The 22,763-nt window shown below is 75.0% G+C and carries 24 protein-coding genes; 8 read left to right on the top strand and 16 right to left on the bottom strand.

Features of this window, described 5'->3' with window-relative positions; all coding sequences use genetic code 11:
• Nucleotides 1–78: 78 nt before the first annotated feature.
• Together AC1C2V_RS09370 and AC1C2V_RS09365 are read right to left on the bottom strand one after the other, a co-directional pair.
• Entirely contained in the window at nucleotides 79–906 is an 828-nt protein-coding gene (locus AC1C2V_RS09370; RefSeq protein ID WP_495389321.1) for an SDR family NAD(P)-dependent oxidoreductase, read from the bottom strand.
• A gap of 112 nt (nucleotides 907–1,018) precedes the next feature.
• Entirely contained in the window at nucleotides 1,019–2,053 is a 1,035-nt protein-coding gene (locus AC1C2V_RS09365) for a nitronate monooxygenase (protein ID WP_495389320.1), read from the bottom strand.
• A gap of 112 nt (nucleotides 2,054–2,165) precedes the next feature.
• Here AC1C2V_RS09365 and AC1C2V_RS09360 point away from each other — a divergent pair, with 112 nt between their 5' ends.
• The 3 genes from AC1C2V_RS09360 to AC1C2V_RS09350 are packed head-to-tail and all read left to right on the top strand — an operon-like array spanning nucleotide 2,166 to nucleotide 3,313.
• Complete coding sequence (locus tag AC1C2V_RS09360) at nucleotides 2,166–2,579, top strand: P-loop nucleotide/nucleoside kinase family protein (RefSeq protein WP_495389319.1); 414 nt, start codon at nucleotides 2,166–2,168, stop codon at nucleotides 2,577–2,579.
• A complete protein-coding gene (locus AC1C2V_RS09355) occupies nucleotides 2,576–2,827 on the top strand; it encodes a hypothetical protein (protein ID WP_495389318.1) in 252 nt (83 codons plus the stop codon). Before AC1C2V_RS09360 ends, AC1C2V_RS09355 begins: the two co-directional genes overlap by 4 nt.
• A 9-nt stretch (nucleotides 2,828–2,836) precedes the next feature.
• Nucleotides 2,837–3,313 carry a pyridoxamine 5'-phosphate oxidase family protein gene (locus AC1C2V_RS09350; protein ID WP_495389317.1) on the top strand — a complete coding sequence of 159 codons (477 nt, stop codon included), beginning with the start codon at nucleotides 2,837–2,839 and terminating at the stop codon, nucleotides 3,311–3,313.
• Between the two features lie 6 nt (nucleotides 3,314–3,319).
• Here the strand turns inward: AC1C2V_RS09350 and AC1C2V_RS09345 are convergent, their stop codons facing one another.
• The 5 genes from AC1C2V_RS09345 to AC1C2V_RS09325 form a co-directional block, all read right to left on the bottom strand.
• Nucleotides 3,320–4,339: an LLM class flavin-dependent oxidoreductase gene (locus tag AC1C2V_RS09345; protein WP_495389316.1), complete on the bottom strand. Its 1,020-nt coding sequence runs from the start codon at nucleotides 4,337–4,339 to the stop codon at nucleotides 3,320–3,322.
• A gap of 4 nt (nucleotides 4,340–4,343) precedes the next feature.
• Complete coding sequence (locus tag AC1C2V_RS09340; RefSeq protein WP_495389315.1) at nucleotides 4,344–5,993, bottom strand: carboxylesterase/lipase family protein; 1,650 nt, start codon at nucleotides 5,991–5,993, stop codon at nucleotides 4,344–4,346.
• Between the two features lie 8 nt (nucleotides 5,994–6,001).
• The gene (locus tag AC1C2V_RS09335) at nucleotides 6,002–6,568 is read right to left on the bottom strand and encodes a dihydrofolate reductase family protein (RefSeq protein WP_495389314.1); all 567 of its coding nucleotides are present in this window, start codon (nucleotides 6,566–6,568) and stop codon (nucleotides 6,002–6,004) included.
• A gap of 1 nt (nucleotide 6,569) precedes the next feature.
• Complete coding sequence (locus tag AC1C2V_RS09330; RefSeq protein WP_495389313.1) at nucleotides 6,570–7,421, bottom strand: alpha/beta fold hydrolase; 852 nt, start codon at nucleotides 7,419–7,421, stop codon at nucleotides 6,570–6,572.
• Between the two features lie 64 nt (nucleotides 7,422–7,485).
• Nucleotides 7,486–8,232: a helix-turn-helix transcriptional regulator gene (locus AC1C2V_RS09325; RefSeq protein WP_495389312.1), complete on the bottom strand. Its 747-nt coding sequence runs from the start codon at nucleotides 8,230–8,232 to the stop codon at nucleotides 7,486–7,488.
• A 119-nt stretch (nucleotides 8,233–8,351) separates the two neighbouring features.
• Here AC1C2V_RS09325 and AC1C2V_RS09320 point away from each other — a divergent pair, with 119 nt between their 5' ends.
• Nucleotides 8,352–9,176 carry an alpha/beta fold hydrolase gene (locus tag AC1C2V_RS09320; protein ID WP_495389311.1) on the top strand — a complete coding sequence of 275 codons (825 nt, stop codon included), beginning with the start codon at nucleotides 8,352–8,354 and terminating at the stop codon, nucleotides 9,174–9,176.
• A gap of 27 nt (nucleotides 9,177–9,203) precedes the next feature.
• On the opposite strand, the gene AC1C2V_RS09315 is transcribed toward AC1C2V_RS09320, so the two are convergent.
• Nucleotides 9,204–10,025: a TSUP family transporter gene (locus AC1C2V_RS09315; protein ID WP_495389310.1), complete on the bottom strand. Its 822-nt coding sequence runs from the start codon at nucleotides 10,023–10,025 to the stop codon at nucleotides 9,204–9,206.
• 174 nt (nucleotides 10,026–10,199) lie between these two features.
• On the opposite strand from AC1C2V_RS09315, the gene AC1C2V_RS09310 reads away from it, so the two are divergent.
• Nucleotides 10,200–11,225 (top strand): ArsR/SmtB family transcription factor, encoded by a 1,026-nt coding sequence (locus AC1C2V_RS09310; protein ID WP_495389309.1) that lies wholly within the window; start codon nucleotides 10,200–10,202, stop codon nucleotides 11,223–11,225.
• A 57-nt stretch (nucleotides 11,226–11,282) separates the two neighbouring features.
• Complete coding sequence (locus AC1C2V_RS09305; protein ID WP_495389308.1) at nucleotides 11,283–12,194, top strand: alpha/beta fold hydrolase; 912 nt, start codon at nucleotides 11,283–11,285, stop codon at nucleotides 12,192–12,194.
• A 34-nt stretch (nucleotides 12,195–12,228) separates the two neighbouring features.
• On the opposite strand, the gene AC1C2V_RS09300 is transcribed toward AC1C2V_RS09305, so the two are convergent.
• Complete coding sequence (locus AC1C2V_RS09300) at nucleotides 12,229–12,780, bottom strand: Lrp/AsnC family transcriptional regulator (RefSeq protein WP_495389307.1); 552 nt, start codon at nucleotides 12,778–12,780, stop codon at nucleotides 12,229–12,231.
• Between the two features lie 179 nt (nucleotides 12,781–12,959).
• On the opposite strand from AC1C2V_RS09300, the gene ald reads away from it, so the two are divergent.
• Nucleotides 12,960–14,072 (top strand): alanine dehydrogenase, encoded by a 1,113-nt coding sequence (gene ald, locus AC1C2V_RS09295; protein ID WP_495389306.1) that lies wholly within the window; start codon nucleotides 12,960–12,962, stop codon nucleotides 14,070–14,072.
• Nucleotides 14,073–14,124: 52 nt separating this feature from the next.
• Here ald and AC1C2V_RS09290 read toward each other — a convergent pair whose 3' ends face one another.
• From AC1C2V_RS09290 to AC1C2V_RS09270, 5 genes are all read right to left on the bottom strand, one after another.
• On the bottom strand, nucleotides 14,125–15,117 hold the full coding sequence (locus AC1C2V_RS09290; RefSeq protein ID WP_495389305.1) for a ribonuclease Z: 993 nt from the start codon (nucleotides 15,115–15,117) through the stop codon (nucleotides 14,125–14,127).
• A gap of 13 nt (nucleotides 15,118–15,130) precedes the next feature.
• Entirely contained in the window at nucleotides 15,131–15,391 is a 261-nt protein-coding gene (locus tag AC1C2V_RS09285) for a hypothetical protein (RefSeq protein ID WP_495389304.1), read from the bottom strand.
• 44 nt (nucleotides 15,392–15,435) lie between these two features.
• A complete protein-coding gene (gene galE, locus AC1C2V_RS09280) occupies nucleotides 15,436–16,458 on the bottom strand; it encodes a UDP-glucose 4-epimerase GalE (RefSeq protein WP_495389303.1) in 1,023 nt (340 codons plus the stop codon).
• A 93-nt stretch (nucleotides 16,459–16,551) separates the two neighbouring features.
• Entirely contained in the window at nucleotides 16,552–17,223 is a 672-nt protein-coding gene (locus tag AC1C2V_RS09275) for an FMN reductase (RefSeq protein WP_495389302.1), read from the bottom strand.
• Entirely contained in the window at nucleotides 17,220–18,425 is a 1,206-nt protein-coding gene (locus AC1C2V_RS09270) for an LLM class flavin-dependent oxidoreductase (protein ID WP_495389301.1), read from the bottom strand. The genes AC1C2V_RS09275 and AC1C2V_RS09270 overlap by 4 nt, the downstream gene beginning before the upstream one ends.
• A 354-nt stretch (nucleotides 18,426–18,779) precedes the next feature.
• On the opposite strand from AC1C2V_RS09270, the gene AC1C2V_RS09265 reads away from it, so the two are divergent.
• Complete coding sequence (locus AC1C2V_RS09265) at nucleotides 18,780–19,124, top strand: RNA polymerase-binding protein RbpA (RefSeq protein ID WP_225566476.1); 345 nt, start codon at nucleotides 18,780–18,782, stop codon at nucleotides 19,122–19,124.
• 103 nt (nucleotides 19,125–19,227) lie between these two features.
• On the opposite strand, the gene lnt is transcribed toward AC1C2V_RS09265, so the two are convergent.
• Both lnt and AC1C2V_RS09255 read right to left on the bottom strand, forming a co-directional pair.
• Nucleotides 19,228–21,024 carry an apolipoprotein N-acyltransferase gene (gene lnt, locus AC1C2V_RS09260; protein ID WP_495389300.1) on the bottom strand — a complete coding sequence of 599 codons (1,797 nt, stop codon included), beginning with the start codon at nucleotides 21,022–21,024 and terminating at the stop codon, nucleotides 19,228–19,230.
• Nucleotides 21,025–21,086: 62 nt separating this feature from the next.
• On the bottom strand, nucleotides 21,087–22,751 hold the full coding sequence (locus tag AC1C2V_RS09255) for an amidohydrolase (protein WP_495389299.1): 1,665 nt from the start codon (nucleotides 22,749–22,751) through the stop codon (nucleotides 21,087–21,089).
• Nucleotides 22,752–22,763: the final 12 nt, after the last annotated feature.

Here is a 22,763-nt window from a genome sequence, read left to right as displayed (position 1 = left end):
GGTGTGGCGTGCGCGGCGGATGTCAACGCCAGGCGACATTCCGTGCGATGTCAACGCTAAGTAACATCCCGCAAGATGTCAACGATCAGTGACATCTTCGTCCGTGGGCGGCAGGTCGCGCCTGCTTCCGCCCAGCCCTTCGAAGCTCGCGAGCGGGCCAGCCAGGACCCCGCCGTCCACCGGGAGGGTGGTGCCGGTGATCCAGGACGCGTCGTCGGAGGCGAGGAAGGCGATCGCGGCCGCGACGTCCTCGGGCTCCCCCACCCGGCCGAGCGGGTACAGCACCGCGAGCCGGTCCGGGCCGCCCTGCGGCTCCCAGACCCGGGTGCGGATGGTGCCCGGCGCGACCACGTTGATCCGCACCCCGCGCGGCCCCAGGCGCACCGCGAGGTTCTGCGCCAGCGATACCAGGCCCGCCTTCGCGGCGGAGTAGTCCTCGTCGCCGAAGGCCTGCAGCCCGTTCACCGAGCCGACCAGCACGATGGATCCGCCCCGCGGCAGGTGCGGGGCCGCGGCCCGGACGCAACGGGCCGGGCCGGCGAGGTTGAGGTCCACCCCGGCCGCCCAGTCCTCGTCGCTCATCCCCTCGAGGAGGCTGGGGTGGGGCCCGGTCCCACCGGCGACGCCGACCAGAACGTCGAGCCGGCCATGCCGGCGCACCGTCGTCGCGACGGCGGCCTCCACCGACGCGGTGTCCGTGATGTCGCACGCGACGGCCGAGACGCGGTCGTCGGGGCCGCCGGCGTCGGTCGACAACCCGGCTGCGACGCGCTGCGCCGCCTCGGTGTCGACGTCGGCCAGGACCACCGTGGCCCCCTCGGCGTGCAGCCGGCGCGCGGCGGCTGCCCCGATCCCGTGCCCGCCGCCGGTGATCAGCGCGACGCGCCCCTCGAACCGTCCCGTCATCGTTCTCCTCCTTGAGTGGGCCCAGGCTGCCCCGGCCGGTGCCGGCGACGCGTCGGAGCGTGCGATGGCGGCAACCTACCGAAGCCCCGGACGGCGGCGTCGCGCGCCGCGCTCACAGCCCGGACGCGAGGTCCCGCACCACGACGGCGGCCGGGCCCTCGACGGCGTGGCGGAACCCCGCGCCCGCCCACAGGTGCAGCCGGTCCGCGTCCCCCGCGGCGGCGGCGCGACGGCGCAGCTCGCGCGTCAGGTGGTGCACCTGGGGGTACCCGACGGGCGCCTCGTCGCCGTGCCGGGCGGCGAAGCCGTTGCGCAGCGACCGGGCCGGCCGGCCGGTGAAGGCGCGGGTGACGACGGTGCGGTCGTACCGGGGGTCGGCGAGGGCGGCGCGGTGCGTCGCCGAGGCGCCGGACTCGTCGGTGCGCAGCAGCAGCGTCCCGACGGCGACGGCCTGCGCGCCGGCCCGCAGCAGCCGGGCGACCGCCCCGGACCCGTCGACTCCCCCGGCGGCGACCACCGGCAGCGTCGTGCGCGCCAGGACGGCGGACACGACGTCGTGAGTCGCGTCGTCGCGCACGACCCGAGCGGGGTCCCAGGTACCGCTGTGCCCGCCCGCGTGCGGGCCCTGGACCACGAGGCCGTCGGCGCCGACCTCCTGCGCGGCGGCCACCTCCGCCGGCGTCGTCACCGTGACCAGGACGACGGAGCCCGCGGCCCGCAGCGCGGCGACCTCGGCCGCCGGCGGGAGCCCGAACGTGAACGAGACCACCGGCACGGGGTCGGCGCGCAGCAGGTCGAGCTTGGCCGCCCACGCGTCGTCGTCGTGGATCGGGGTCGGGTCGAGCGTGACGCCGTGCGCCGCGGCCTCGGGCGCGATCCGCCGGGCGTAGGCCGCGAGCGCCGCGGGGTCGGGGGTGGCGCGGTCGGGGACGAAGAGGTTGACGCCGAACGGGCGCCCGGTGGCCCGCGCGTGCTCGATGTGTGCGGCGAGCGCCTCGGGGGCCTGGTAGCCGCCGGCGAGGAAGGCGAAGGCCCCGGCGTCGGTGACGGCGTCCACGAGGTCGTCGGTGGTGGCGCCGCCGGCCATGGGTGCGGCGACGAGGGGCAGGTCGGCGTCGAGCAGCCGGACGGGGGTGGTGGGGGCCATGCACGGCATGGTGCCACCCGGGCTGGGCGGAGCGTCTCATCGGGCCCTCATGTGTGCCTGGCAGCCTGGGCGCGGTGACTGGTACACGGACACGGAGGGATGAGCGAAGCGGATGACGACGACGGTCACGACCCGGGTGCCACCGCGGACGGGGCGTGCCAAGTTCGTGCTGGTGGGCGGCGTCCCCGGCGCGGGCAAGAGCACGGCCCTGGTCCGGGTGGCCGCACGACGGCCGCAGGTCCGGTTGCTGGACAGCGAGACGGTGCGGCACGACCTGGCCTGTCGGCTGCCGCGGGGGGTGCCGTACGCCCTCTACCGGCCGCTGGTGCACGGGCGTCACCTGGTGCGGGTGGTGCGGGAGGTGGCGGCGGGTCCCCCGCGCAACGGCGGCGCTCGCGGCGTCGTGGTGGTGCACGACCCGGCGACGTCGCCGCTGCGGCGGTGGCTGTGGGCGCGTCTGGCGCGGCGGTGCGGGTGGCGGCCGGTGCTGGTGATGGTCGGTGCTGGTGATGGTCGGTGCTGGTGATGGTCGACGCGGGCCGGTCCGAGGCACTGTCGGGGCAGTCGGCGCGGGGCAGGGTGGTGCGGGCCCGGTCGTTCGCCCGGCACTGGGGCCGCTGGGAGTCGCAGCGCGGCCGGTTCGTCGCGGCGTCGGGCGGACCCGCGGAGGGGTGGGACGGGGTGCACGTGGTGGACCGGGGGTCGGCGGTGCGGGTCCTGGTGGCCCTGCTGGACCGGTGGCACGGCGGCGGGGCGGGCGACGTGCCCCGCTAGGGTCCGACCATGACGTCCTCGGATCGTCCTGGCGGGCAGCAGGGACCGGAGCGGGGCCTGGACCTGGCGCGGGTGGTCGCGCACGTGCGTGAGCGGGGGGACGGCGTGGTCTGCACGCTGGGGCCCGCGGGCGCGCCGCAGGCGGCGTACCTCGCCCTGGCGGTCACGGAGCGGGGCGAGCTCGTGTTCGACGCGCGGGCGTCGTCGCGGAAGGTGGCGAACCTGGCGCGGGACGCGCGCGTCGCGGTGGTGGTCGGCGGCGCGGACGGCACGACGCTGCAGGCCGAGGGGGTGGCGGACGTGCCGGACGGCGCGGAGCGTGCCCGCTGCGCCGACGCCTACCGGGCGGCCTTCCCGCAGTTCGCAGCCTCGCTGGCAGACCCGGGGATCGTCGTGGTGCGGGTAGTGCCGTCGTGGGCGCGGTGGGGCGACTTCCGGGCCTCTCCCCCGGTGCTGCTCGAGACGTCCGGTGCCGCGCTGTCCTGAGGCGGTTCAGCGCCAGCCGAGGGCGGGCGCCACGTGCTGCACGACGTTCTCCATCACGTGCGCGTTGTACTCGACGCCCAGCTGGTTGGGCACGGTGAGCAGCAGGGTGTCGGCGGCGGCGACGGCCTCGTCGCCGGCGAGGTCGGCCACGACGTCGTCCACCTCGTCGGCGTAGGTCTTGCCGAACCGGGCGCGCACCCCCTCGAGCACGCCGACCTGGTCGGTGCTGGCGGCCTCCATGCCGAAGTAGGCGCGGTCGCGGTCGTCGGTGATGGGGAAGATGCTCCGCGACACGGACACGCGCGGTTCCCACCCGTGGCCCGCGGCCGCCCAGGCGTCCCGGAAGCGTTGGATCTGCTCAGCCTGGAGCTGGTGGAACGGCACGCCGGTGTCCTCGGTGAGCAGGGTGGAGCTCATGAGGTTCATGCCCTGGGCGGCCGTCCACTCCGCGGTGGCGCGGCTGCCGGCGCCCCACCAGATCCGCTCGCGCAGCCCCTCGGAGTGCGGCTCGACCCGCAGCAGCCCGGGCGGGTTGGGAAACATGGGCCGGGGGCTGGGTTCGGCGAACCTCTCGCCATCGAGCAGCTCGAGGAACCGGGCGGTGTGCCGGCGCGCCATGTCGGCGTCGGTCTCCCCCGGCGCCGGCTCGTGGCCGAAGTGACGGAAGCCGTCGACCACCTGCTCGGGCGACCCGCGGCTGATGCCGAGCTGCAGACGCCCGCCGGCGATGAGGTCGGCGGCGCCGGCGTCCTCCGCCATGTACAGCGGGTTCTCGTAGCGCATGTCGATCACGGCCGTGCCGATCTCGATGCGGTGAGTGCGCGCGCCGACGGCGGCGAGCAGCGGGAACGGGGACGCGAGCTGGCGGGCGAAGTGGTGCACCCGGAAGTACGCGCCGTCGGCGCCGAGCTCCTCGGCCGCGACAGCGAGGTCGATCGACTGCAGCAGCGCGTCCGACGCGGAGCGGGTGGCCGACTGCGGGTGCGGCGTCCAGTGGCCGAAGGACAGGAATCCGAGGTGCTTCACGCCCTCAGTCAAGCCCACGGGGCACGGGCACGCGCGGCGGTCGAGGCTCCGGGCCGCCGAGGTCGGCCCAGAGATCGCACTGGTGGTCGGCCGCGAACGACGTCGGGCCGATCCCCGTCGTCGAGAGCCCGATCACCGTCTGCTCGGGGCCGAAGCGGGGCCAGCGCGGACGGTCGGGCCCGTTGACGTCGCCGGTGCGCGCGAACGCCGCCCAGTAGTCGATCATCGTCGCGGACAGCCTCTGTTGCGCGGGGCCGAGCGGCGGATATTGGTGTTCCCCGATGAGGGCCCACAGGTACGGCAGCTCGAGGCCGTGAAAGGCCCCCCGGGGGAACCCGTCCTCGGGCGCCGGGCCGGCGTCCTCGGCGAACTCGTACACGTGGACGGGCTGGTGGGGTGCGGCGGCCTGGGCCGTGCGCAGCACCGGGCACGCCCCGATCTGCGCGCCCCAGTCGCCGAGCACGGCCGCGAGCGCCAACGTGGGGCTGTCGTGGTCGGTGAGCGGGTAGCCGTCCAGGACGGCCCGGGCGTCGGTGCCGAAGGCGTCCGCCAGGAGGGCTCGGTAGCGCTCGGCGGTGAGGCCGGGCTCCCGGCCGTGGACGAAGACGCGCATCTCGTCGCGCGTGCCGCCCACGAGGAGCGGGACCCGGGCGGCGGCGCCCCGGCGGAGCGCGTCGAGGGGTTGCTGCGGGAGGAACGGCGTGCCCGCGACGGGGTTCCACGGGCGGTCGCCGGAGGCCTCGGTGAGCCCGTACCCGACGCCCGCGAGCGCCGTGACGAGGCCGGGCAGGCTGGTGCGGCGCAGGCACGCGGCGACGTCGTCCGCGGCGGCGCACCCGAGGTGCGCGACGGCGCGGTCGCCGAACTCGCGGGCGCGGGCGCGGTCCGGGACCGGGTTGGCGCAGGCGCCGCTCTGCACGATCGCCCGGTCGAAGAGCGACTTCGACGTCGGGGCGGCGAGCTGCGCGCAGACGGACCGTGCGCCGCCCGACTGCCCCGCGAGGGTGACGTTGCGGGGGTCGCCGCCGAAGCTCGCGGCGTTGTGCCGTACCCATCGCAGCGCGGCGGCCTGGTCCATGAGGCCGTAGTTGCCGCGGAGCGGGCCCAGCGCCTTCGTCGACAGGAACCCGAGCGCGCCGAGGCGGTAGTTCACGGTCACCACGACCAGGCCACCCTCGGTCGCGAGCCGTGCCCCGTCGAAGCGGGCCGCTCCGCCGGAGTCCAGGCCGCCGCCGTGCAGCCACACGAGCACGGGCAGGCGCTCGCCGTGGCGGGCGTGGGCGGGCGCGGTGACGTCGAGCACCAGGCAGTCCTCCTGCCCGAGGACGTCGCCCGGACCGCCCTCACCACGCTGGGGGCACAGCGGGCTCGGGGCGGTCGCGTCCCGCACGCCCGCCCAGTCCCGCGGTGGTGCCGGCGGCCGCCAGCGGCGCTCGCCGACGGGCGGGGCGGCGTACGGGACGCCCGAGTAGGTGACGTGGTCGCCGTCCGCGTGCCCGCGCAGCCACCCGGAGTCGACCCGCACGACGGCGGGGCTCGAGGGCGGTGCGGGCACGGTCTCGGAGGTGGACGGGGACGCGGGCTGGGACGCCGCGGTGACGATCAGGGCGAGGGCCGCGGCCAGGGCGTGCGAGGTCACCGCCTGCGCGCTCACGGTGGGGCTCATCGGCGCGCCCGCCGGTGGATGGTGACCAGCACCCCGTCCCCGTACGTGGTGGCCTCGACGAGGCGCCACGCGGTCTTGTCCGGGGTCGGCGGCCACAGGGTGCGCCCGTGCCCCAGGACGACGGGGAACGTCATCAGGTGGATCTCGTCGACGAGGTCGTGCGCCAGCAGGCCCTGCACGAGCCGGATGCTGCCGGGCACGGAGATCTCGCCGTCGACGTCCTGCCGCAGGTGGGTGACGGCGTCGACGAGGCCGCCCGACAGCACGGACGTCCCGGACCAGCGGGGATCGGTGAGGGTGCTCGAGACGACGTACTTCGGCATGCCGTTGTACTTGTCGGCGAGCTCGCCCTCGTACTGCGGCCAGGCCTCGGCGAACCCTTCGTAGGTGCGGCGCCCCAGCAGGAGGGCGGCGGCCCCCAGCGCCTCGGTCTCCTTGAAGCGTTCGCCGTCGGGCCCGCGGTCGGCCTCGAAGCTCCAGTCCGGGTACCGGAAGTCCTCGCCGCCCGGCGCCTCGACCACGCCGTCCAGCGAGATGAACTCGGTGACCACGACGCTGCCCATGTCAGGCCTCCTCGTGTCGGTGCTGGTCGTACCGGTGCTGGGTGGCGAAGGCGCGCAGCGCGGCGGCGAGCACCTCGGGCGTCGTGGTGTGGTCCTCGCCCGGCACGGGGCGCAGGGTCGCGGTGGGCAGGTGCGCGCTGATGGCGCGGGCGGCGGACGCGAGGAACGGCCAGGTGCCGGTGCCGTGCATGACCAGCACGGGCACCTCGACCCGGTCCCACAGGTCCGGGCGCAGCGGCCGGCCCGACATCACATCGGCGACGTGGCGGCCGTCGTAGGCGATGGTGGGTGCGACCGCTTCCAGCCCGGACCACGTCCCGGCGTCCTGCCGCACCTCGGCGACGGCCTCCGGCGGCAGGCCCACGGCCGCGGTCAGGAACAGCGCGACTGCGTCCCCGGGCCGTCCGGCGGCGACGGCGTCGTCCAGTCGCTCGACGTAGTCCGCGGGCAGCGGCGGCCGGTCGGCGTCGACCACGGCGTTCGGCTCGAACAGCGCGAGGCGCGCCACGGGGACGCCCGCCTGGGCGGCGTTGAGCGCGAGGTTGCCGCCGGAGGACCAGCCGAACACCGTGGTCGCCGGGCTGCCACCGGCGGCCTGGTCGATGACCGCCGCGAGGTCCTCGAGCTCCCGCTCGACGGCGTAGGGCCGCGCGTCACCGCTCTGCCCGCGACCGCGGCGGTCGTAGTTGATCACGAGGAACTCGTCGGCCAGCAGCTCGGCCGTCGCGGCGTTCTCGGGGGTGGTGGCGCGATGGGCGGTCGCGCCGTCGACGATGACGATCGGGTCGCCGGAGCCCCAGGTCGAACAGGCGATCGGGGTGCCGTCGGGCGACGTGACGGTGCTGGTGGTCATGCTGGTGGTCACGACAGTGCCTCCCGGGTAGGGCGCTCGCGGCGGGAACCGCGACGCGTCCACGCTAGGAAGACGTCGGCCGCTCCGGCTTGTACAGGAGCGACATGGCGTGGGGCACGCCGCGGGCGAGGTCCACCGCCGTGGCGCGAGGCCGCACGAGCTGCGTCGCGGTGCGGCCGATGAAGCGCCGCAGGGACCGCGCGAGGTGCGGTTGGTCGAAATACCCGAGCCGATGCACGACGTCCAGCGGCTCGGCTCCCTCCCGGAGCAGCACCGCGGCGGCGCGGGCTCGGTCGATCTGCCGGATCATGCCCTGCGTGAGCCCGGTCGTCGCGGCGACGCGGCGCTGGACGGACCGCGAGCCCACCCTTGCGACCCCGCCCCACACGACCTCGTCGACCAGCGGGTCCCGCACGAGCACGCCGGCCCGCACCAGCCGGTCGACGAACAGCTCGGCGTCGTCGGCCCGTGGGATCGGCCATTCCTCGCCCCGCAGGACGAAGCTGCCGGCCGTGACGTGCGGGCTCTCCAGCTCGCCGTCGACGAGGCCGGCGGCCGGCAGGTGCGGCATCGTCGTGCCGTGCGCGAACGTGATGCCGAACGAGTCCGACTCGCCCGAGATCCGCGCCGTCGTCGCCACGGTCTCGGGGCCACGGACCGCGGCGTGCATCGCCGGGCCGTCCCGCCAGAAGACCAGCTCCCACTGCGACGTCGCGACCGACGTCATGGTCCCGGCGCCCGACGTGCGCCCGCGCCAGACCCGCGCGACGTAGCGCGAGTCCGAACCGCGGTGAACGCTCTCGACCGGCATGTCGCTCCTTCGGCGAGCCCGACCCCAATGTAGCGACGCCCGCGAGCACCTGCCGCTCGCGGCGTGCGTCATTCTGGCACCGGCGGTGCTCCGGGGCGGCGACCTGCAAGAATCGCCCGGTGGACATCACCCCGCTGCCGAGCCTGGCCCACGACGTCGCCGGCGACGCCGGCGCCCCCGCCGTCCTGCTGGTGCACGCCGGCGTCGCCGACCGTCGCATGTGGGACGCCGTCGCGCCGTCCCTCGCCCACGCGTTCCACGTGATCCGCCCCGACCTGCGCGGCTACGGCGACTCGCCGCTCGCCCCCGGCACGTACACGAACGCCGGCGACCTGGCGGCCCTGCTGGACGCGCTCGACGTGCCCGATGCCGTCGTCGTGGGCGCGTCGTTCGGCGGCAAGGTCGCGCTCGAGCTCGCCACCGCGCACCCGGAGCGGGTGCGCGAGCTGGTGCTGCTGTGCCCTGCCGCCCCGGGCGTGCCGGACACGGCGGACTCCGACGCCTTCGACGCCGAGGAGGACCGGCTCCTGACGGTCGGCGACGTGGAGGGGGCGGTGCGGCTCAACGTGGACACGTGGCTCGGGCCGGACGCCGACGACGCGGCACGGGAGGCGCTCGCGGCCATGCAGCGCCGCGCGTTCGAGGTGCAGCTGGCGGCCGACGCGGCCGCGAGCGCCGACGGCCTGCCGGAGCCAGGACCGGATCCGGTCGAGGTCGGCGACGCCGAGCTCGTCGCGATCCACGTGCCGACGCTCGTCGTCGAGGGCGCGCACGACATGGACTTCCTGCGCGCGTGCGCCCGGCACGTCGCCGAGGCCGTGCCGGGGGCGGAGCTCACCCTGCTGGACTGGGCGGGGCACCTGCCGGTGCTCGAGCGCCCCGACGCCATCCTGGCGCTGCTGCTCGACGTCCTGCGCGACGACCCGACCGTGCACTCCCCCTGACCTGCCGCTGCCCGGTCAGTTCGCCAGTCAGCCCGCCAGCCACTGGTCGTACACGAGCTTGACGACGAGCGTCAGGACCACGAGGAGCAGCACGACGCGCACGAACCCGGCGCCGCGGGCCAGGGCGGTGCGCGCGCCCACGATGCCGCCGGCCACGTTCGCCACCGCCATCCCCGCACCGAGCAGCCACAGCACGTGCCCGAGGGCGCCGAACAGCGCGAGGGCCCCGAGGTCGCTGCCCAGGCTCACGACCTTCGCCATCGCCGAGCCGCGCAGGAAGTCGGTGCCGAGCGCCGTGACGAACAGGGCCACCAGCAGCACCCCGGTGCCGGAGCCCACCACCCCGCTGTAGAAGCCGACGGCCGACGCGCCGACGGCGAGCACGAGCGTCGCCCGCCACGCGGGGGCGGGCGCGCCGTGCCGGGCCCGGTGCCCCGACCTGCGCCCTGAACCGCGCGGGCTCTGGTCGCCCGCCCGGGTCACGACGGCCCACACCCCCACGGCGACGAGGGTGACGGCGACGACCAGCACGATGACGTCGCGGGGCAGGTGGGACGCGGTGGCGGCACCGACCAGGGCGGTCGGCAGCCCCAGGGCGGCCGCGGCCAACGCCCGGCGCCGGTCCAGGCCGACGCGGGAGACGTACGTGAGGGCGGCGCCCGAGGTGCCGGTGATCGCGACGAGCTTGTTGGTGCCGAGCACCGTGGCGACCGGGGCGGTAGGCAGCGCCAGCAGGAGCGCGGGCACCTGCACGAGACCACCTCCCCCGACGACGGCGTCGAGCCACCCGGCCCCGAAGGCGACGGCGATCAGCAGGCACACGGAGGCCGGGTCGACGTGCAGGCCCATGGAAGCTCCTCGTCCGGGGGCGGCATCAGGAGGCTCCGGCCGCCGTACACCGAACGAGAGGGTGAGAAGGACGGCGACGACACCGGCGGCCGCGAGATTCGACGAGGGCGCAAACACGGGTGAGTGATGCCGCGGGCGACTAGCGTGGGCGGTCGAGACGGGGGTGGTGGCGCCATGCTCACGATCGACCTCACGGCCGAGGACCTGACCCGGTTGCGTGCGCCCGCGCACCCGGACCCGATGTGGGACACGGTGCTGAGCCTCCACCTGCTGCAGAACCGGCAGAGCGCGCTGGCGTTCGACCCGTGGCGGCGTCGGGTGCGGGCGCAGCTCGCGGCGTCGGGCCTGACGAGGACGGTGGCGGCCCTGGCGCGGCTCGCGCCCTGGGCGTCGTACTTCCCGGACTTCCTCACCCCGCTCCCGATGGACGGGGACGACGACGGCCTCGAGGGGGCCGTCGAACGGGTGGCGAGCACGCCGAGGCGGCGCCTGACGCGGGAGCTGGCGCTCACGTTCCCGGCGGGTGCTCCGCCGTGGGTGCGCCGCATCGCGAGCGGCGAGGTGGAGGCGATGCGGTGGCTCGCGGGCGCGCTGCGCCGCTACCACGAGGTGGCGGTGGCCCCGTATGCGCGGGTGACGGGCGCCGCGGTGGCGGCGGACCAGCAGGCGCGCGATGCCGCGCTACGCCGGGGTGGCATGCATGGCCTCATGGGCACCTTCGACCCGATGCTGCGCCGCGACGACGAGGCGTGGGTGGGCTGGTACCCGGTGACGCGATCCATCTGCCTGGACGACCGGCCGCTCACGGTGCTGCCGTCGTTCTTCTGCGTGCTGGCGCCGGTGGTGCTGGCCGACGACGCCCTGGACCCCGTCCTGGTGTACCCGATCGACCCGGCGCCGGGGTGGCTGGCTTCGGCCAGGCTCGACCGGCTCGACCCGGTCGACCCGGTCGACCCGCACGAACGGCCGCCCGTGGCGCAGCTCATCGGCCCGACGCGCGCCCGGGTGCTGGAGGTGCTGGACCGCCGCCGTACCACGACCGAGCTCGCGACCGCGCTGGGAGTCACCCCGGCCACGGCGAGCCGGCACGCCACCGTGCTGCGCGAGTCGGGCCTGGTCTCCTCCCGGCGAGAGGGCAACCGGATGCTGCACGCCCGCACCCGGCTCGGGGACGCCCTGCTCACCGGCCAGCTGGGCTGACCCGGCCGTCGCATGCCCGGCGCCCGTACGCGCGGTCCGCCGCCTAGCATCGCCGACATGATCGACGCCGCAGCCCCCGGGACGCTCCTCGACCAGCGCTTCACGTGGCGGGGGCGCGACGTGGCCTGGACCTCGTTCGGCTCGGGCCCGCCCCTGGTCTTCTGCCACGGCACTCCCTGGTCGTCGTGGCTCTGGGAGCCCTACGCGCGCGCCCTCGCCGCCGAGCACACCGTGCACCTGTGGGACATGCCCGGCTACGGGGCGTCGTCCAAGCGCCCGGAGCACGCCGTCGACCTGGGGGTGCAGGGCGAGCTTTTCGCGGCGCTGCTGGAGCACTGGGGCCGGTCGTGGTCGATTCCGTCCGGTGCCTCGGACCCGACCGAGGAGCCGTCCCGCCCGCACGTCGTCGCGCACGACTACGGCGGGGCGGTGAGCCTGCGCGCGGCGCTGCTGCACGGCGCGCGGTACGCGTCGCTGTGCCTGGTGGACGTGGTGGCGCTGCGCCCGTGGGGATCGCCTTTCTTCACGCTGGTGCGCGAGCACCCCGACGTCCTCGCGCGGCTGCCGGCCGCGGTACACCGCGGCGCCCTGGAGGCGTACGTACGCTCCGCGGCGTACCGCGACCTGCGACCGGAGCACCTCGAGGCCCTCGTCACGCCCTGGACCGGCGAGGAGGGGCAGACGGCCTTCTACCGGCAGATCGCGCAGGCCGACGAGCGGTACACGGCCCAGGTCGAGCCCCTGCTCGGTGGCCTGGACGTGCCCACCCGCATCCTGTGGGGCGAGCAGGACACCTGGATCCCCGCGGACCGGGCGCAGCGGCTGGCCGACGCCCTGCCGCACGCGGAAGCGCGCCTGCTGCCCGGCGCCGGACACCTGGTGCAGCTCGACGCACCGGTCGCCCTCGCCGTCGAGCTGCAGCGCTGGCTGGGCGAGGTCCGCGAGCGCCGGGATGCCCGACACGGCTGAACCCGCCGGCAGATCGGAGGACGGTCTGAGCGCGTCAGTACCAGCTGGCGCGGGCGTGCTGGAAGATCAGGTTGGTCTCGGTCAGCGCCACGTCCGGGTCGGTGGACAGGTGCTCGATGACGAACTCGTTGAGGGCGTCGGAGTCGGCGGCGGCCACGTGCACGAAGAAATCGTGCGCCCCGCCCAGCAGGAAGACGTTCAGCACCCCGGGCAGCTCCGTGAGGCGCTGCAGGTAGGTGCTCAGCCGGGTGCGCGCGGCCCCGCGCATCTGCACCGCGATCATGGCCTGCAGCGGGTGGCCGGCGCGCGCCGGGTCGACGTCGGCGTGGAACCCCCGGATCACGCCCCGCTCGCGCAGTTGGCGTACCCGGGTCAGGCAGGTGGACGGGGCGATGCCTGCCTTCGCGGCCAGGGCGTTGTTCGGGATGCGCGCGTCCTCGGCGAGCGCCGCCAGGAGTCGTTGGTCGACGTCGTCGAGCCGATCGGCCAGCTCGCTCCGCCGGTCCAGCCCCCACGACCCGGCAGGGCGAACATCCTTCGGCCGCGGCTGGCCCGCACCGGGGTTTGCTGAGCCTCGTGTCGACATTCGTTCAATCTACCGAAGGATCTTCGAGATTGTGGCGTGGTGCCGAATCGCTGCCTCAAACTGATGGGGTGAGCGGGATCACACCCACGATCCCGTCGTCACGCATCCGGCTCCCGGCCCACGAGCCGCGAGCCACGGTCACGACCTACGGTCATGAGCTACGAAGGCGGACTTTTCCCATGCGCATCGGCGTCCCGACGGAAGTCAAGAACCACGAGTACCGGGTGGCGATCACGCCTGCCGGGGTGCACGAGCTCGCCGTGCGCGGGCACGAGGTCACCGTGCAGGCGGGCGCCGGCCTCGGGTCCGCGGTGACCGACGACGAGTACCGCGCCGCGGGCGCGAGCATCGTGGCGGACCCCGACGCGGTATGGGCGGGCGCGGACACCGTCCTCAAGGTGAAGGAGCCCGTCGCCGGGGAGTACCACCGGCTGCGCGCCGGGCTGGTGCTGTTCACGTACCTGCACCTCGCGGCCGACAAGGCGCTCACGGAGGAGCTGCTCGCCCGTGACGTCACCGCCGTCGCCTACGAGACCGTGCAGACCGCCGACGGACACCTGCCGCTCCTCGCCCCCATGTCGGAGGTCGCGGGCCGGCTCGCCCCGCAGGTGGGCGCCGCCACCCTGCTGCGGGCGGCCGGGGGCCGCGGCGTGCTGCTCGGCGGGGTTCCGGGTGTCCCGGCGGGGCACGTCGTGATCGTCGGTGCCGGCGTGTCCGGGATGAACGCCGCCCGGATCGCCGTCGGGCTGGGCGCCCGCGTCACCCTCCTGGACACCAGCGCGGACGCCCTCAAGGCCGCCGACCGCGAGCTCGGCGGGCGCGTGCAGACCCTCGCGTCGAACACGCTCACGCTCACCGAGGCCGTGCTGGAGGCCGACCTGGTGATCGGCGCCGTGCTCGTGCCCGGCGCCAAGGCACCCGTGCTCGTGCCCAACGACGTCGTGGCCCGCATGCGCCGGGGCGCCGTCCTCGTGGACATCGCGATCGACCAGGGCGGCTGCTTCGAGGACTCGCGCCCCACCACGCACGCCGAACCCACGTTCCGCGTGCACGACACGGTGTTCTACTGCGTGGCGAACATGCCCGGGGCCGTGCCCCGCACCTCCACCTACGCCCTGACCAACGCCACGCTCCCCTACGTCGTGGCGCTCGCGGACCTCGGCTGGCACGAGGCCCTGCGCCGCGACCCCGCGCTGGCGCGCGGGCTCAACGTCCACGCGGGGCACGTGACCAACTCAGCCGTCGCCGAGGCGCACTCTCTCGAGCCCGCGGACGCGGCCGCGCTGCTGTGACGACGCCGTCGGTCGAGCTCGTCGAGACCGCGTCCAGTGGGTTTCGACAGGCTCAACCGACGGGACGGCGGCGGGGCGGCAACGGGATCCGGTCGAGGTCGGCGGCGACCGTGACGTCGCCGCCGAACACCTCGCGGGCCTCGCGCTCGAAGGCCTCCGGCAGCTCCTCGGGTACGCGGTAGCGCTGGGAGAAGTGCGTCAGCACCAGGTGCCGCACGCCCGCCCGTGCGGCCACGATCGCGGCCTGCCGGCAGGTGAGGTGCGCCCAGCGGGTCGCGAGGTCGGCGTCCCGGTGCAAGAAGGTGGACTCGATCACGAGCAGGTCGACGCCGTCGGCCAGGGCCTCCACGGCATCGCACAGGCGGGTGTCCATGACGAAGGCGACCGACTGGCCGGCACGGGGCACGGATACGTCCTCGACGCGTACCGTGCGACCGTCGTCGAGCACGAGCGATCCCTCGCGCTGCAGGCGGCCCACCGCCGGCCCGGTCGGCACGCCCGCGGCCGCGAGCGCCCCGGGGTCCAGGGAGACGCCGTCGGGCTCGTCGAGCCGGTAGCCGACCGCGTCGACGCGGTGCTCCAGCGGGCGGGCCGTGAGCACGGGCGCGCCGGGTCCCGCGCCGCGCTCGCCGTCCACCCGGGGCAGGACGGCGGCCTCGGTGCCTCGCGAGTCGCCGGGGAAGGCGACCGGTTGGAGCGTCACGCGCTCGCGGTGGTCGTAGGCGCTGGCGTCCAGCAGGTGGCGCACCCACGGCTCGCCCGAGGCCGGGAACGAGATCGGCACCGTGTGGCGCACCTGGTCGCCGGACAGCCGCTGCGCCACCCCCGCGAGCCCGAGGGAGTGGTCGCCGTGCAGGTGCGTGATCGCGATGCGGGTGAGGTCGGTGGCGGACACGCCCGCCAGGGTCATCTGCCGCTGCGTGCCCTCGCCCGGGTCGAACAGGATCGCCGTCTCGCCGAAGAACAGCACGTACCCGTTGTGGTTGCGCGTGCGGGTGGGAACCATGCTCGCCGTGCCGAGCACGACGAGCTCGCGGCGGGACACCCGGGCGCCCGGATCAGCGGCCCAGGGCGCGGCCGACCGCCCGCACCAGCCCCGTGGTGACGTGCTGCGCGGGGCGCCACAGGTCGCGCTCGAAGACGGCGATGCGGCGGGCGGGCCCCCGGCGCAGGCGACCGGACAGGCGAGGGGCGGCCACGACGTCCGCGCCGCGCAGGCCCCCGCCGTGCGGGCCCGGCATGCCCGCGAGCGCGGACGGGCGGTACCGGGCGCCGGGGTTCCAGCGCTGGTCAGGTCGCACGCGCGGGTCGTCTGGCATGACGACATCGTGACGCCGACAGTGGGCGGGCGCAAGAGGGTGCGTCAGGCCCCGGGGAAGCCGTGCGGGTTGGCGGTCTGCCAGCGCCAGGTGTCGGCGCACATGTCGTCGATGGTCTTGGTGGCGCGCCACCCGAGCTCGGTCTGCGCGCGGGTCGGGTCGGCCCAGAAGGCGGCGAGGTCGCCGGCGCGCCGGGGGCCGATCTCGTAGGGCAGCTCGCGGCCGACGGCGCGCTCGAAGGCGTGCAGCATCTGAAGCACGGACGTACCGGTGCCCGTGCCGAGATTGAAGGCGCGCACCGGCTCGGTCATCGCGTCCAGGTGCTCCAGGGCGGCGACGTGGCCGGCGGCGAGGTCTTCGACGTGCAGGTAGTCGCGCTCGCAGGTGCCGTCCGCCGTCGGGTAGTCGTCGCCGAACACCGTGAGCTTCTCGCGCTTGCCGACGGCGACCTGGGCGAGGAACGGCATGAGGTTGTTCGGGATGCCCTGCGGGTCCTCGCCGATCTGCCCCGACGGGTGCGCGCCCACGGGGTTGAAGTACCGCAGCAGCGCGACCTTCCAGCCCTCGCTGATGTGCGCGACGTCGGACAGGATGCGCTCCACCATGACCTTGGTCTGCCCGTACGGGGAGGACGAGGAGAGGAACTCGTAGTCCTCCCGGTACGGCACCGGCGCCTTCTCGCCGTACACCGTGGCGGAGGAGGAGAACACGAACTTCGTCACCCCGTACCTGTTCATGGCGTCGACCAGGGCGAACGTCGTGTCCAGGTTGTTGCGGTAGTACTCCAGCGGCTTGGCGACGGACTCCCCCACCGCCTTGAAGCCGGCGAAGTGGATCACGGCGTCGATCTGCTCGTGCGCGAACAGGCGCTCGGTCTTGTCGACGTCGGTGAGGTCGAACGAGTGCACCGGGATGTGCGCGCCGGACAGCGACTCCAGGCGCCCGATCACGGTGGGCTTGCTGTTGGAGAAGTCGTCCACCACGACGACGTCGTGACCGGCGGCGACCAGGGCGAGGACCGTGTGCGAGCCGATGTAGCCGGCCCCACCGGAGACGAGAACGCGCATGGGCCCAGCCTAGGGCGTCGGCCGCCGTGCCCCGGCGGCGTCCCGAGCTCTGACCGAGCCCCCGTCGGGCACTCCGGAGGAACGGCGGAACGGTCAGCTGCCGCCGAGCAGCTCGGTGAAGCTGGGCGTGGCAGCGAACGGGTCCGCCGGGCCGTCGTTCTCCCGGCGTGCCACGCGCTGCGCCAGCTCGCGCCCGGCGCGCGCGATGCGGCGCGGCAGCCCGCCGTCGGCGCCCCGTCCTGAGCCTGCCGAAGGGTCGGCGCTCGCGGCCCAGTCGTCGGTGGCGGCGAACACGCTGGTGGGCACGACGTCGGTGCGCAGGTAGGTGAACAGGGGCCGCATCGCGTACTCGAGGGCCAGCGAGTGGCGGGCGGTGCCGCCGGTGGCGCCCAGCAGTACGGGCATACCTGTCAGGGAGTCGGGCTCGAGCACGTCGACGAACGACTTGAACAGCCCCGAGTACGCGGTGGTGAACACCGGGGAGACGGCGATGAGGCCGTCCGCCCCGGTCACGGCTTCGAGGGCGCGCGCGAGGTCGCCGGTCGGGAACCGGGTGAGCATCGCGTCGACGATCGCGTGGGCGACCTCGCGCAGCTCGACGGTCTCGACCCGCACCGTGTGCCCGGCGTCCTCGAGCTCCCGGACCGTGGCGTCCGCCAGCCGGTCGGCGAGCAACCGCGTCGAGGACGGCTGCGACAGCCCGGCCGAGACGACGGCGAGGGTGCGCTCGCCGCCGGTCCCTGCGGGGGTGAACGGGGTGGTCATGCGCGTGCCTCCTGCTGGGTGGTGCGTGCCGTGCTTGTAGTGGAGGGTCGGGTGCCCTCGGCAACGGTACCGGTATAGGGGTCGGCGGTGTCGCCGACGTGCGTCGCCCCGGCCTCGCCGGCGGTCCGCGCCGCGGCGACCCGCTCGGCGTGCGTCGGCGGGTTCAGCGGGACGTCGTCGGAGGGCCGCTTGGCCTCGACGATCTTGCGCAGCTCGGGCACGACCTCCTCGCCGAGGAGGTCGATCTGCTCGAGCACCGTCTTGAGCGGCAGGCCGGCGTGGTCCAGGAGGAACAGCTGGCGCTGGTAGTAGCCCACCTCGTCGACGAACGACGCGTACCGGTCGATGACCTGCTGCGGGGAGCCCACCGTGAGCGGGGTCTCGCGCGTGAAGTCCTCCATCGACGGGCCGTGCCCGTACACCGGGGCCTCGTCGAAGTACGGCCGGAACTCGTTCCAGGCGTCCTGGGACCGCTTGCGCATGAACACCTGGCCGCCGAGGCCCACGATCGCCTGGTCGGCCCGCCCGTGGCCGTAGTGCTCGAAGCGCTGGCGGTAGTAGCGCACCATCTGCCGGGTGTGGTGCATGGGCCAGAAGATGTTGTTGTGCAGGAACCCGTCGCCGTAGTAGGCGGCCTGGTCGGCGATCTCGGGGCTGCGGATCGAGCCGTGCCACACGAACGGGGGCACGCCGTCGAGCGGGCGCGGGGTGGAGGTGAAGCCCTGGAGCGGCGTGCGGAACTTGCCCTCCCAGTCCACGACCTCCTCGGTCCACAGGCGGCGTAGCAGCGCGTAGTTCTCGACCGCGAGCGGGATGCCCTGGCGGATGTCCTTGCCGAACCAGGGGTAGACGGGGCCGGTGTTGCCGCGGCCCATCATGAGGTCCATGCGGCCGTCCGAGATCACCTGGAGCATCGCGTACTCCTCGGCCAGGCGCACCGGGTCGTTGGTGGTGATGAGCGTGGTCGCCGTCGACAGGGTGATGTGCTTCGTGACGCCGGCGAGGTAGCCGAGCATCGTGGTGGGGCTCGAGGCGACGAACGGCGGGTTGTGGTGCTCCCCCGTGGCGAACACGTCGAGACCGGCCTCGTCGGCGTGCCGGGCGATGGTGAGCATGTTGCGCACCCGCTCGGTGTCGTCCGGCGTGTGGCCCGTGGTCGGGTCGGTGGTGACGTCGCTGACGGAGAAGATTCCGAACTGCACGGCTGCGCTCCCTGCTCGCTGAGGCTCGCGTCGACCTGGGACGCGCGGTCCATGCGCATGCATGTACATGCGGGTGAACGGCGCTACCCTCTATGTTGTTCCCGCTTGCTCCCCGGCGACCCGGCGGCGGGCGTGACGTCGCGCACAAAGGGCGCCCGCACGGGGTCTCAAGTTGCGCGCGGCGCGCCGACTGGCCAGCCTGAGGGGCAACTGACACGTCCACCGCTACCGCGCCGCCTCGCCCGGCGCCGGTGTGATCGTGCTTCACGGGACCTTCACGGTCCGCCGGAACAACGACCGACGGGTCCGCGTTGGACCCTCAGGCCCCTTCCCACCGACCCCCAGGAGGACGACATGCCCGACCGGTCCCTGCGCGGCATGAGCATCGGCAGCAAGAGCATGGAGTCTGACGAGGGCGTGGACTTCGCCCCGCGCTTCCAGGCTCACTACGACTGCCCCAACGGTCACACCATCATCCTGCCCTTCTCCACCGAGGCCGAGGTGCCCCCGGTGTGGGAGTGCCGGTGCGGCGAGGAGGCGCTCCTGCGCGACGCGGAGAAGCCCGAGCCGAAGGCCACCAAGCCGCAGCGCACCCACTGGGACATGCTGCTCGAGCGGCGCACCGTCTCCGAGCTCGAGGAGCTCCTCGACGAGCGTCTCGAGCTGCTGCGCGCCGGAAAGCTGCGCCGCAGCGCCTGACGCACTCCCCCAGCACGACGAAGGGCGGGTACCCCACCGGGTGCCCGCCCTTCGTGCGTCCTGCCGTCGTCCTGCCGTCATGCGTCCTGAGTGCCCGCGTCGGTCAGGCGGCCGAGCGACGGGAGCGGCGCTCCCGCACGCTCGCGACCACGCCGCCCGCCACGCCGCCCACGACGAGGACCACGGCCGCTGCGCCCACCGCCCAGCCCGGCCAGTACCCGGCCCGCACCGCCGGCGTGAGCTCCGTGCGCAGCGGCAGGTCCGCGACCAGGCGGTCCGGCGTGAACAGCTGGGTGCGGGCCACCAGCGTGCCGTCCGGCGCCACCACGCCGCTCACCCCCACCGTGGAGACCTGCACCGCCGCACGCCCGGTCGTGATCGCCTGCAGCCGCGTCATCGCGAGCTGCTGCGTCGACTCCGCCGTGTACCCGAACGAGGCGTTGTTGGTCGGCACCACCAGCACCTGCGCACCCCGCTGCACCGCGTCCCGCATGATCTCGTCGTACGCCACCTCGAAGCAGATCACCGTGCCCATCGGCACGGTGGTGGCGCCCGGCTCGCGGCCGATGTCCGCGCCGTCCACGGGCAGGTCGATCAGCGCCGGCTCGGTGCCGGCGATCATGTCCGTCGAGACCCGGTCCACCTGGGCGCTGAACAGCCGCACGAAGCCGCGGATCGGGATGTACTCGCCGAACGGCGCCGGGTGCTGCTTGGCGTAGCGTTCGGTCACGCCAAGCCCCGGCTCCCACAGCAGCGCCACGTTGTACCGGCCACCCGAGTCGGGGAACTCCTGCGCCCCCACCAGGACGGGCGCGCCCACCGAGCCGGCGGCCTCGTCGATCGCCGCCCCCACCTCGGGGTTGGTCTGGGGGTCCAGGTCGGAGCCGTTCTCCGGCCACAGCACGACGTCGACGCCGTCGTCCTCGCCGTCCCCGTACGTGCCGGCGGCCTGCTCGTCCGCGATCGCGAAGGTGCCCTGCAGGTGGTTGTTCAGCACCTCGGCACGGTTCGCGAACGCGCCGTCGCCCGGCTCCGACACGTTGCCCTGCACGGCCCCGGCACGCAGCACCCCTGCCTCCGCGGTGGCCGTCCCCGCGTCCACGACGGTGCCTACGTGCCCCGGGTCCTGCGCGTCGGTCACCTCGCGCGCCGCCGGGTCGTGCGCCAGCGGCAGCATCCCCGGCCCGGCCGCGAGCACGTACGCGGCCGCGACGAGCGCCACGGCGCTCGCGGCCCTGCGCGCCCGGGCGCCGTCGGGCCGGCGCGCGCCGAGCAGCCTGCCCAGGGCCAGGGCGAGCAGCACGCCGGTCACCGCGATGAGCAGCGAGACGAGCGTGGTGCCGCCCAGCCAGGCCGCGCGCCCGGTCGGGGCGCCGGCCACCGTCCAGGCGAGCCGCCCCCACGGGAAGCCGCCGAACGGGAACTCCGAGCGCCACTGCTCGACGGCGGCGAACAGGACGCCGAACACGACCGCCTGCGTCGCCGCGTTCCGCCGCACCCAGCGCCAGCGCCGCGCCCACGTCCACAGGGCGCCGAAGCCGGCGAGGAACGCGGCCTCGAGCGCTGCGAGCACGATCCACGGGAGCGTGTCCGTGGCGAAGTTGGCCCACCAGATGTGCGGCAGCCAGAACGTCAGCCCGGCGACCAGGCCCACGAGCGCGTTCCACCCGGCCGCACGACGGCCGTCGCGGCGCAGCGCCGCGAACAGCAGGCCGACGCCCACGAACGCGAGCGGCCAGGCGCCGACGTCGGGGAACGACGCCCACAGCGCGACCCCCGCGGCGACGGCGAGGAGCAGGGTCGCGGGTCGGCTCGCCCAGCGGCCGACACCCGGGCTCGCCACCCGTACGGAGGCATCGGGGCCCTGGTCGGAAGATCCCTCGAGGGGAGTCGAGCTCACGTGCAACACCCCCGCAGGGTACGTGACCCCCGGCCCCTACAGCATCGGGGGTACGGTCGCGATCAGGCGAGCGCGTCGTGCAGCACGACGCCGTCACGCACGGTCTGCAGGCACTCCGGCTCGGCCTCGCCGGGCGACAGGTCGGGCAGCAGGGGCTGCCCGGCGCGCGCCTCGGGGTTCCACTGGGACAGGCGCCCTGCGGCGGCCTGGACGGCGAGCCGGTCCGCGCGCCACACGGCGAGGTGCGCCGGGGCCCCGATCCGCAGCTCCCCCGCGCCCGTGTGGTCGAGGCCGGCCAGCCGCCAGCCGCCGCGGGTGTGCGCGCGGAAGGCGGCGCGGGCGCCGATGCGCTGCGTGGCGTCCTCGTGCGTGAGGGTGGCGCGCACGGCCTGCCACGGGTCGAACGGGGTGACGGGCGTGTCCGAGCCGAACGCCAGCGGGACCCCGGCGCCGGCCAGGTCCGCGAACGGCGACAGCGTCGAGGCGCGGCCAGGGCCGAGGCGGGCCGCGTACATGCCGTGGCTGCCGCCGAACGCGGAGTCGAACGCCGGCTGCACCGACAGCGCCACCCCGTACAGCAGCAGCGCGGCCAGGGCCGAGGCGTCGACGAACAGGGCGTGCTCGATGCGGTGGTGACCCGAGCGCAGCAGGCTCGGCCCGTGCGCCTCGGCGGCCAGCTCGAGGCCGCGCACCACCTCGTCCATCGCGCGGTCCCCGATGACGTGGAACCCGCCCTGGGTGCCGGCCGCGGAGCACGCGGCGAGGTGGTCGGCGATCTCCTCGCCGCCCAGGAACAGCCGGCCGGCGGGGTCGGCCCCGGTGGGGCCGGCGAGGACGTCCGCGTACGGGTGGCGCAGGGCGGCCGTCCGCGAGCCGATCGACCCGTCGGCGCACAGGTCGCCCCCGATGCCGGTGAGGAAGGGCAGCTCGGCCAGCATCTGGCGGGCGTCGTCCGCGGTGGCGCACAGCTCGCCGCGGTACGCGACCACGTGCGGCAGGCCCCCGGAAGCCTGTGCGGTGAGCTCCACGAGCTCGCGCAGGCCCTCGCGGGTGTCCATGTTGGGCTCGCTCATCTCGTGCACGCCGACGATCCCGCGCGCGGCGGCGTCCGCCAGGGCGCGCCGGTAGGCGCGGGTGCGGCGGGCCGGCGAGACCTGCCGCACGACGGCCGTAGCCGTGTGGTGTGCGTCGGCCATGACCGTGCCCGAGGGGTCCCAGCCGGGCGCACGGTCGATGCCGGCGGAGCGGGCAAAGGATCCGGACACGACGGCCGAGTGGCCGTCCACCCGCGCGGCGTAGACCGGGCGCCCGCCGCAGGCGGCGTCGAGCTCGTCAGCCGTGGGGGCGCGGCGCTCCGGCCAGGACTGCTCGTCCCACCCGAACGCCAGCAGCACCTCCTCGCCGCCGGGGTCCGCGGCGGCCAGCTCCCGTGCCCCGCGGGCCAGGGCGCCGAGCGCGGCGGCCAGGGACGTCACGCCCGCTGCAGCCGTGAGGTCCACGGACTCGGCCGCAAGCCCGGTCTCGAGCAGGTGGACGTGCGCGTCGACGAAACCGGGGGCTACCAGGGCGCCGTCGAGGTCGATCACGCGGTCGGCACGCGCGGCGAGCCCCGCGGCCGTGTCCTCCGCGCCGAGCCAGGTCACGACCCCGTCGTCGATCAGCAGGGCCTCGGCGAACGGGTCGGCGGGCGAGTGGACGACTCCGTTGCGATACAGGGTGGACGTCACGGCCTGCACTCT

Source organism: Isoptericola sp. Y541, from assembly GCF_059445465.1.
Note: the sequence above shows the minus strand (reverse complement) of the source record. Positions and strands in the feature narration are given on the sequence as shown.

Bases quoted from the DNA above. Each gene is read 5' to 3' on its own strand.
- AC1C2V_RS09365 (WP_495389320.1), bottom strand. From the start codon at position 2,053: ATGGCCCCCACCACCCCCGTCCGGCTGCTCGACGCCGACCTGCCCCTC.
- AC1C2V_RS09305 (WP_495389308.1), top strand. From the start codon at position 11,283: ATGATCGACGCCGCAGCCCCCGGGACGCTCCTCGACCAGCGCTTCACG.
- galE (WP_495389303.1), bottom strand. From the start codon at position 16,458: ATGCGCGTTCTCGTCTCCGGTGGGGCCGGCTACATCGGCTCGCACACG.
- AC1C2V_RS09360 (WP_495389319.1), top strand. From the start codon at position 2,166: ATGACGACGACGGTCACGACCCGGGTGCCACCGCGGACGGGGCGTGCC.
- AC1C2V_RS09335 (WP_495389314.1), bottom strand. From the start codon at position 6,568: ATGGGCAGCGTCGTGGTCACCGAGTTCATCTCGCTGGACGGCGTGGTC.
- AC1C2V_RS09310 (WP_495389309.1), top strand. From the start codon at position 10,200: ATGCTCACGATCGACCTCACGGCCGAGGACCTGACCCGGTTGCGTGCG.
- ald (WP_495389306.1), top strand. From the start codon at position 12,960: ATGCGCATCGGCGTCCCGACGGAAGTCAAGAACCACGAGTACCGGGTG.
- AC1C2V_RS09285 (WP_495389304.1), bottom strand. From the start codon at position 15,391: ATGCCAGACGACCCGCGCGTGCGACCTGACCAGCGCTGGAACCCCGGC.
- AC1C2V_RS09275 (WP_495389302.1), bottom strand. From the start codon at position 17,223: ATGACCACCCCGTTCACCCCCGCAGGGACCGGCGGCGAGCGCACCCTC.
- AC1C2V_RS09350 (WP_495389317.1), top strand. From the start codon at position 2,837: ATGACGTCCTCGGATCGTCCTGGCGGGCAGCAGGGACCGGAGCGGGGC.
- AC1C2V_RS09325 (WP_495389312.1), bottom strand. From the start codon at position 8,232: ATGCCGGTCGAGAGCGTTCACCGCGGTTCGGACTCGCGCTACGTCGCG.
- AC1C2V_RS09265 (WP_225566476.1), top strand. From the start codon at position 18,780: ATGCCCGACCGGTCCCTGCGCGGCATGAGCATCGGCAGCAAGAGCATG.
- AC1C2V_RS09370 (WP_495389321.1), bottom strand. From the start codon at position 906: ATGACGGGACGGTTCGAGGGGCGCGTCGCGCTGATCACCGGCGGCGGG.
- AC1C2V_RS09330 (WP_495389313.1), bottom strand. From the start codon at position 7,421: ATGACCACCAGCACCGTCACGTCGCCCGACGGCACCCCGATCGCCTGT.
- AC1C2V_RS09300 (WP_495389307.1), bottom strand. From the start codon at position 12,780: ATGTCGACACGAGGCTCAGCAAACCCCGGTGCGGGCCAGCCGCGGCCG.
- AC1C2V_RS09315 (WP_495389310.1), bottom strand. From the start codon at position 10,025: ATGGGCCTGCACGTCGACCCGGCCTCCGTGTGCCTGCTGATCGCCGTC.